At 65.6% G+C, this 7,581-nt stretch carries 8 protein-coding genes; all 8 read left to right on the top strand.

What is annotated here, in order from left to right; translation table 11 throughout:
- The coding region (locus tag AB4Z51_RS08690) for an ABC transporter substrate-binding protein (RefSeq protein ID WP_441497292.1) at positions 1-492 on the top strand (492 nt) is incomplete at its 5' end.
- A 251-nt stretch (positions 493-743) separates the two neighbouring features.
- Positions 744-1,757: an ABC transporter permease gene (locus AB4Z51_RS08685; RefSeq protein ID WP_441497291.1), complete on the top strand. Its 1,014-nt coding sequence runs from the start codon at positions 744-746 to the stop codon at positions 1,755-1,757.
- Between the two features lie 62 nt (positions 1,758-1,819).
- Positions 1,820-2,719, top strand: coding sequence for an ABC transporter permease (locus tag AB4Z51_RS08680; protein WP_441497290.1), 900 nt, complete (start codon positions 1,820-1,822; stop codon positions 2,717-2,719).
- 310 nt (positions 2,720-3,029) lie between these two features.
- Positions 3,030-4,769: a dipeptide ABC transporter ATP-binding protein gene (locus AB4Z51_RS08675; RefSeq protein WP_441497289.1), complete on the top strand. Its 1,740-nt coding sequence runs from the start codon at positions 3,030-3,032 to the stop codon at positions 4,767-4,769.
- 30 nt (positions 4,770-4,799) lie between these two features.
- Positions 4,800-4,979, top strand: a complete 180-nt coding sequence (locus tag AB4Z51_RS08670; RefSeq protein WP_063979946.1) for a DUF4089 domain-containing protein — start codon at positions 4,800-4,802, stop codon at positions 4,977-4,979.
- A 7-nt stretch (positions 4,980-4,986) separates the two neighbouring features.
- Positions 4,987-6,381 carry an AtzE family amidohydrolase gene (locus tag AB4Z51_RS08665; RefSeq protein WP_441497288.1) on the top strand — a complete coding sequence of 465 codons (1,395 nt, stop codon included), beginning with the start codon at positions 4,987-4,989 and terminating at the stop codon, positions 6,379-6,381.
- A 1-nt stretch (position 6,382) separates the two neighbouring features.
- Complete coding sequence (hpxZ, locus tag AB4Z51_RS08660) at positions 6,383-6,775, top strand: oxalurate catabolism protein HpxZ (RefSeq protein WP_071909099.1); 393 nt, start codon at positions 6,383-6,385, stop codon at positions 6,773-6,775.
- A gap of 4 nt (positions 6,776-6,779) precedes the next feature.
- A complete protein-coding gene (locus tag AB4Z51_RS08655; RefSeq protein ID WP_441497287.1) occupies positions 6,780-7,502 on the top strand; it encodes a GntR family transcriptional regulator in 723 nt (240 codons plus the stop codon).
- Positions 7,503-7,581 lie beyond the last annotated feature (79 nt).

The following is a 7,581-nucleotide window of genomic DNA, read 5'->3' as shown; positions in this document are numbered from 1 at the left end:
GGCTTCGAGACCACGATCTCGTTCGACCTGAATTTTGCCGGCGTCAACGAGCCGCTCTGCGTGCTGGTGCAGGAGTCACTCGCCCAGATCGGCATCAAGACCACCATCAACAAGGTGCCCGGCGCCAACTGGCGCACCGAGCTGAACAAGAAGGAGATGCCGCTCTTCACCAACGTGTTCTCGGGCTGGCTCGATTACCCCGAGTACTTCTTCTACTGGTGCTATCACGGCAACAATTCCGTCTTCAACACCATGAGCTACAAGTCGGCGGAGATGGACAAGCTGATCGACGGCGCCCGCACGGCGGCGGCGACCGGCGACATGGCGACCTACGATGCCGACGTGAAGGGCTTTGTCGATCTCGCTTTCACCGACATCCCGCGCATCCCGCTGTACCAGCCCTTCGTCAACGTCGCGATGCAGAAGAACATCAGCGGCTACCAATATTGGTTCCACCGGAGGCTGGATTACCGCGCGCTGGTGAAGGGGTGAGCCGTCATGAGCGTGCGCGACACGGCCGCGTCTCTCTGGGTGTCTTGGTCGAGTGAGGTGAGCGCAACTCTCTCATTCCCTCTCCCCTTGTGGGAGAGGGTGGCTCGCCGCGTAGCGGCGAGACGGGTGAGGGGTAGCCACGAACTCCGATCTCGCTCGGGGCTACCCCTCACCCCAACCCTCTCCCACAAGGGGAGAGGGGGCGCAGCGGTACGCTTGGCGCGATCTCATTTCCACACCAGGAGCACACCATGCTGACCATGATCGGCAAGCGCCTGATGTTCGCGATTCCCTCGCTGATCGGGGTCGTCATCGTCACCTTCCTGCTGACGCGCGCGTTGCCGGGCGACCCGGCGGCGTACTTCGCCGGTCCCGCAGCGACCAAGGAAGCCGTCGAGCAGATCCGCAAGAAACTCGGCCTCGACAAGCCGCTGATCGAGCAGTTCTTCCGCTACACCAACGACCTCGCCCATGGCGATTTCGGCAACTCGCTCACCACGGGACAGCCGGTCGCGGCCGAAATCCGCAACCGCCTGCCGGCTTCCGCCGAGCTGACGCTGCTCGGCCTCATCGTTTCGGTCGTGATCGCCATTCCGCTCGGCGTGCTGGCGGCGACGCGGCCGGGATCATGGGTCGACCACCTCTGCCGTGTCACGACGACGGCCGGCGTGTCGTTGCCCGTGTTCTTCACCGGCCTCGTGCTGGTCTATGTCTTCTATTTCCGGCTCGGCTGGTCACCCGCGCCGCTCGGCCGCCTCGATGTGTTCTACAGCGCGCCGCCGACGGTGACCGGCTTCTACCTGATCGACACCCTGATCGCGCGCGACTTCGAGGCGTTCCGTTCGGCGCTGAGCCAGCTCATTTTGCCGGCGACGACGCTCGCGATCTTCTCGCTGGCGCCGATCGCGCGCATGACGCGCGCCTCGATGCTGGCGGTGTTGTCGTCGGAGTTCGTGCGCACGGCACGCGCCAGCGGCCTGTCGCCGACAACGGTCATCGTCACCTACGCGTTCCGCAATGCGATGCTCCCCGTGATCACCACGCTCAGCATGGTGTTCTCGTTTCTGTTAGGGGCCAACGTGCTGGTGGAAAAAGTGTTCGCCTGGCCCGGCATCGGCTCCTACGCGGTGGAAGCGCTGATCTCGTCGGACTTCGCGCCCGTGCAAGGCTTTGTGCTGACCATGGCGGTCATGTACGTGCTGCTCAATCTCGTGGTCGACATTCTCTACGGCGTGATCGATCCGCGTGTCAGGTTGGAGGGTTAGCGCATGATCCGGAAAAGTGGAGGCCGGTTTTCCGACCAGATCATGCGCAAAGGGAGGATGACATGAGCTCTGTTGCGCCTGCTGTTGAACCCGTCGGTCCCGCGCGGACATCAGGGCTCGTCGCGCTCCTCGAGCAGACCCGCTACGTTCTCGGCGAGAACAAGGTCACGGGCTTCGCCTTCGCGCTGCTCATCGTGATCCTCATTGCCGCGATCTTCGGCCCCTACGTGGTGCCGTATGATCCACTCGCTTCCGATACCGCCGCGGCGCTGAAGCCGCCGTCGATGGCGCACTGGTTCGGCACCGACCAGCTCGGCCGCGACATCTTCAGCCGCGTCATCGTGGCGACGCGGCTCGATACGTTCATCGCCGTCGCCTCCGTCGTGCTGGTGTTCCTGATGGGCGGCCTCGCCGGCATCGCGGCCGGCTATTTCGGCGGCTGGACCGATCGCATCGTCGGCCGCATCGCTGACACCATCATGGCGTTCCCGCTGTTCGTGCTGGCGATGGGCATCGTCGCCGCGCTCGGCAACACCGTGCAGAACATCATCCTGGCCACGGCCATCGTGAACTTCCCGCTCTATGCCCGCGTCGCGCGCGCCGAAGCCAATGTCCGCCGCAATGTCGGCTTCGTTCAGGCCGCGCGCCTGTCCGGCAACGGCGAATTCCGCATCCTGCTGGTGCACATCTTGCCGAACATCATGCCGATCATGATCGTGCAGATGTCGCTGACCATGGGCTACGCCATCCTCAATGCCGCGGGCCTCTCCTTCATCGGCCTCGGCGTCCGCCCGCCGACCGCCGAATGGGGCATCATGGTCGCCGAGGGCGCGGGCTTTATGGTGTCGGGCGAGTGGTGGATCGCGCTCTTCCCGGGCCTCGCGCTGATGATCGCCGTGTTCTGCTTCAACCTCCTCGGCGACGGCCTCCGCGACATCGTCGACCCGCAGCGGAGGACGTGATGATGGTTTCTAAGTTCGCAGTGAGCCAGGCGAGGCTCACATGTGAGGCGGTCACTGCTCTCTCATTCCCTCCCCCCTTGTGGGGTCCGAGGCGAGCAAAGCTCGCTCTCGAGGGCAGGGAGAGGGGTAGCCACGAACTCCGACCTCTCCCGGGGCCACCCCTCTCCCCAACCCTCCCCCGCAAGGGGGGAGGGAGCGAGAGGCTCGTGCCCGCCTCACACGCAAATTTCCCGCCGAAATTCTCCAATGATTCCAACCCCATTCTACTGTGCATGGGGTTGTTTTCGACATTTTTGATCGGGAGGCCCTCGTGACCGCCCAGCCCCTGCTCGACGTCCAGGACCTCACGGTCGAATTCACCACCCGCCGCGGCATCGTCAAAGCCGTGCAGCACGTCAACATCTCCGTCGCCAAGGGCGAGACGCTCGCCATCGTCGGCGAGTCCGGCTCCGGCAAGTCGGTGACGTCCTATGCAGTGATGCGCATCCTCGATCGCGCCGGGCGGATCGCCGAAGGCTCGGTGATGTTCTCCGGCATCGACGTGAAGGCGGCCAGCGAAGACCAGATGCGCGATCTGCGCGGCCGCGAAGTCTCGATGATCTTCCAGAACCCGCGCGCGGCGCTGAACCCGATCCGGAAAGTGGGCGACCAGATCGAGGACGTGCTGCGCACCCATGTGCAGCAGGCGATGGTTTCGGACCACGGAGAAAAGGCGATCGAGGCGCTGGAGCAGGTCAAGATCGCGCGCCCGCGCGAGCGCTACCACGCCTATCCGTTCGAGCTGTCAGGCGGCATGTGCCAGCGCGTCGTCATCGCGCTTGCGCTCGCCTGCAATCCGCAGCTCCTGATCGCGGACGAGCCGACGACGGGTCTCGACGTCACCACCCAGAAGGCGGTGATGGACCTGATCGTCGAGCTGACCAAGCGCAAGGCGATGTCGACGATTCTCATCACCCACGATCTCGGTCTCGCCGCCGCCTATTGCGACCGCGTCGTGGTGATGGAAAAGGGCCGCGTTGTCGAGACCGCGAAAGCCGCCGATATCTTCGCCAACCCGCAGCACCCCTACACCAAGAAGCTGATGCGCGCCACGCCGCGGCTCGGCGTGTCCTTGCGGGATTTGTTGGCCGAGGAGGAGGGCGCGTCCTCATCCGCAGCCGTCATGGCCGGGCCTGACCCGGCCATCCATCAGCCTTCGCAAGGTGAGACCTCCAAGCCCCTCCTGCTCATCGAAAAGCTCGTGAAAGAGTATCCCCGCCAGGGCGCCACCGCCACGCTCGGAAAACTGTTCGGCCGCAAGCCGCCGGTGGAGCCGGACGTCTTCCGCGCCGTCGACGGCATCAGCCTCTCCATCGGCCATGGCGAGAGCGTCGGCCTGGTCGGCGAGTCCGGCTGCGGCAAATCGACGACGTCGATGATGGTGATGCGGCTGCTCGACCAGACCTCGGGCCTGATCCAGTTCGACGGCGAGGACATCGGCGCCATCCAGCCGGCGTCGTTTGCCCGGCTGCCGCAGCGCAGCCGCATCCAGATGGTGTTCCAGGACCCGACCGACAGCCTCAACCCGCGTTTCACCGCCGCCCGCGCCATCGCCGACCCCATCATGCAGCTCGGCGACATCAGGGGCCGCGATGCACTGCGAGCGCGCTGCGAGGAGCTCGCCACCATGGTCGGGCTGCCGCACAATCTGCTGGATCGGTTTCCGCACCAGCTCTCCGGCGGCCAGAAGGCCCGCGTCGGCATCGCGCGCGCCATCGCGCTGCATCCAAAACTCGTCATCCTGGACGAGCCGACCGCGGCGCTGGACGTCTCGGTGCAGGCCGTGGTCCTCAATCTGCTTCAGGACCTGAAAGCGCGCTTAGGTATGAGTTATCTGTTCGTCTCGCATGATTTGAACGTAGTGCGCTTGTTGTGCGATCGTGTCATTGTCATGCGGACAGGTCGAATCGTCGAAGAGGGCCCTTCCGAAAAGGTCCTCAGCGATCCGCAGGACGACTATACCAAGGAGCTGCTGACGGCGATCCCGCATCCGCCGTTGCAGGTCCACTAAGAGTGCACTGAGAGATTGTTTGGGAGCGTGATGGCCGAGCCGCTGGACGAGTATATCGACGCCGTATCGAAAGCGCTGGCGCTGCCGGTCGAGGAGGCCTGGAGGCCGGCGGTGCGCGCCAATCTCGAAGTCTCGCTCCGGCTTGGCCGACTGGTCGACGAATTCGCGCTGCCGGACGAGACCGAGCCCGCGCCGATCTTCACGGTCTGACCCCGCCATGACCACCAAGCCAGAGATGACGGCTGCGGACATCGCCAAGGCTGTGGCCGGCGGCAAGATGTCGGCACTCGATGCCACCGAAGCAGCGCTCGCGCGCATCAAGCAGCACGATGGCGTCCTCAACTCCTTCACCGACGTCACCGCCGACCGTGCCCGTGCGAAGGCGCGTGCTGTTGATGCCGACATTGCTGCCGGCAAGGAGGTTGGCCCACTCGCCGGTGTTCCCTTCGCGGTGAAGAACCTGTTTGACGTCGCGGGGCTTCCGACGCGGGCCGGCTCGAAGATCAACCGCGACCTTGCGCCTGCCAAGCGCGACGCCACGCTGATCGAGCGGATGGAAGCCGCCGGTGCCGTGCTCGTCGGCGCGCTCAACATGGGCGAGTACGCCTATGACTTCACCGGCGAGAACGTCCATGACGGTCCCTCGCGCAATCCGCATGACACGACCCGGATGACCGGCGGCTCGTCCGGTGGTTCGGGGAGCGCAGTTGGCGGCGCGCTGGTGCCGATCGCACTCGGCTCGGACACCAATGGCTCGATCCGCGTGCCGTCCTCCTTCTGCGGCATCTTTGGTTTGAAGCCGACCTATGGCCGGCTGTCGCGGGCGCGCTCGTTCCCGTTCGTCGCGAGCCTCGATCATCTCGGCCCGTTCGCGCGCTCGGCGACCGATCTCGCGCTCGCCTATGACGCGATGCAGGGACCGGATGCGGATGATGCTGCCTGCACCACGCGCGGTCTGGAGCCGACGCTGCCGCTACTCGCCAATCCGGTGTCGGACCTGCGCATCGCGATTGCCGGCGGGCACTTTCAGAACAACGTGTTTCCCGAGGCCGTCGAGGCCGTCAGCCGCGTCGCCAAGGCGCTCGGCGCGACGAAGATCGTTGACGTGCCCGAAGCCTCGCGCGCCCGCGCGGCGGCCTATGTCATCACCACCACCGAAGGCGCCTCGCTGCATCTCGATCGCCTGCGCAAGCGCCCGAACGATTTCGATCCCGCCGTGCGCGACCGGCTGATCGCCGGCGCCATGGTGCCGGCGCCGCTGGTCGACCGCGCGCAGAAATTCCGCCGCTGGTATCGCGCGCAGCTCGCCGAGATCTTCAAATCCGTCGACGTGCTGATTGCGCCGGCCACGCCCTGCACCGCGCCGAAGCTCGGCCAGGTGAATTTCACGCTCGACGGCGTGGAGTTGCCGGTTCGCGCCAATATCGGCATCCACACCCAGCCGATCTCGTTCATCGGATTGCCGGTGGTCGCCGTGCCGGTACCGCTCGAGCCGCTGCCGATCGGAGTCCAGATCATCGCCGCGCCCTGGCGCGAGGACATCGCGCTGCGCGTGGCGCACGCATTGGAGAAGATGGGCGTGGTCTCCGCGCCGTCGCCGAGAGGAATCTAAAATGGAGATCGATCTCCCCGAGGTGATCGCGGAAGTCAAAGCCGCGTTCGATCGCTATGAGCAGGCGCTCGTCACCAACGACGTCGCCGTGCTCGGCGAGCTGTTCCGCAACGATCCCCGCACGCTGCGCTACGGCATCGGCGAGAACCTTTACGGCTATGAGGCGATCTCCGGCTTCCGCGCCGGCCGCTCGCCGGTCGGCCTGAACCGCCGCACCGCGAAAACCGTGATCACCAGCTATGGCCGCGACACGGCCGTGGCCTCCACTCTGTTCTACCGCGACACGGCTCCCGGCAAGGTCGGCCGGCAAATGCAGACCTGGATTCGCTTCGCGGAGGGCTGGCGCGTCGTCGCCGCCCATGTCAGCATCATCGACGAGTCGAAAGAGACCTGATCGTATGACGCTTGACGATCTTCCGCCCGGAATATTGCCGGCCGAGCCGGTGGTGCCGCGCGTCGACCGGGCCCAGCCCAGCCTGCACAAGATCACGCGCGCCGAGGAACTGCGGCTTCAACTCGCCGACGAGATCGTGCGTGGAACCCTGGCGCCCGGCGCGCCGCTTGATGAAACCGACATCGCGCGGCGCTTCAGCGTCTCGCGCACACCGGTCCGCGAGGCGTTGCGCCAGCTGGTGGCGAGCGGCCTCGTCGAATCGCGCGCCCATCGCGGCGCGGTGGTGGCGCAGCCCTCGGTCGARCGTCTCAAGAGCATGTTCGAGGCAATGGCGGAGCTCGAGGCGCTGTGCGCGGGCCTTGCCGCCGAGCGCATGTCCACTGCCGAGCGCCACGGTCTCGAAGCCATCCACGAAGAGCTGCGCGTGCTCAGTTACGCCGGCAATCCCGATCGCTTCCACGAGGTCAACGAGCGCTTCCACAATGCGATCTATGCGGGATCGCGGAACGGCTACATCGCCGAGATCACGCTGGCGACGCGCGTCCGCGTGCAACCGTTCCGCCGCGCCCAGTTCCGCAACCTCGGCCGATTGGCAAAGTCGCAAGCCGAGCACGACCGCGTCGTCGTTGCCATCATGCGCGGCGACAAGCAGGGCGCCGCCGCCGCCATGCGAGCGCATATCGAGCTGGTGCGCGGGGAGTATGAGATTTACGCGGTGTCGGTTTAGAGCGGCAAACGCGATACCGTAGGGTGGGCAAAGGCGCAAGGCACCGTGCCCACCGTCTCTCCTGGCCAATAGTGATGGT

The organism is Bradyrhizobium sp. 2TAF36 (assembly GCF_052114925.1).
In the GTDB taxonomy this organism is placed as follows: Bacteria; Pseudomonadota; Alphaproteobacteria; order Rhizobiales; family Xanthobacteraceae; genus Bradyrhizobium; species Bradyrhizobium barranii.
This window is presented reverse-complemented; position numbering and strand designations above follow the sequence as displayed.

Coding starts and splice junctions, on each gene's coding strand:
- AB4Z51_RS08665 (WP_441497288.1), top strand. CDS start 4,987: ATGACCACCAAGCCAGAGATGACGGCTGCGGACATCGCCAAGGCTGTG.
- AB4Z51_RS08670 (WP_063979946.1), top strand. CDS start 4,800: ATGGCCGAGCCGCTGGACGAGTATATCGACGCCGTATCGAAAGCGCTG.
- AB4Z51_RS08680 (WP_441497290.1), top strand. CDS start 1,820: ATGAGCTCTGTTGCGCCTGCTGTTGAACCCGTCGGTCCCGCGCGGACA.
- AB4Z51_RS08685 (WP_441497291.1), top strand. CDS start 744: ATGCTGACCATGATCGGCAAGCGCCTGATGTTCGCGATTCCCTCGCTG.
- hpxZ (WP_071909099.1), top strand. CDS start 6,383: ATGGAGATCGATCTCCCCGAGGTGATCGCGGAAGTCAAAGCCGCGTTC.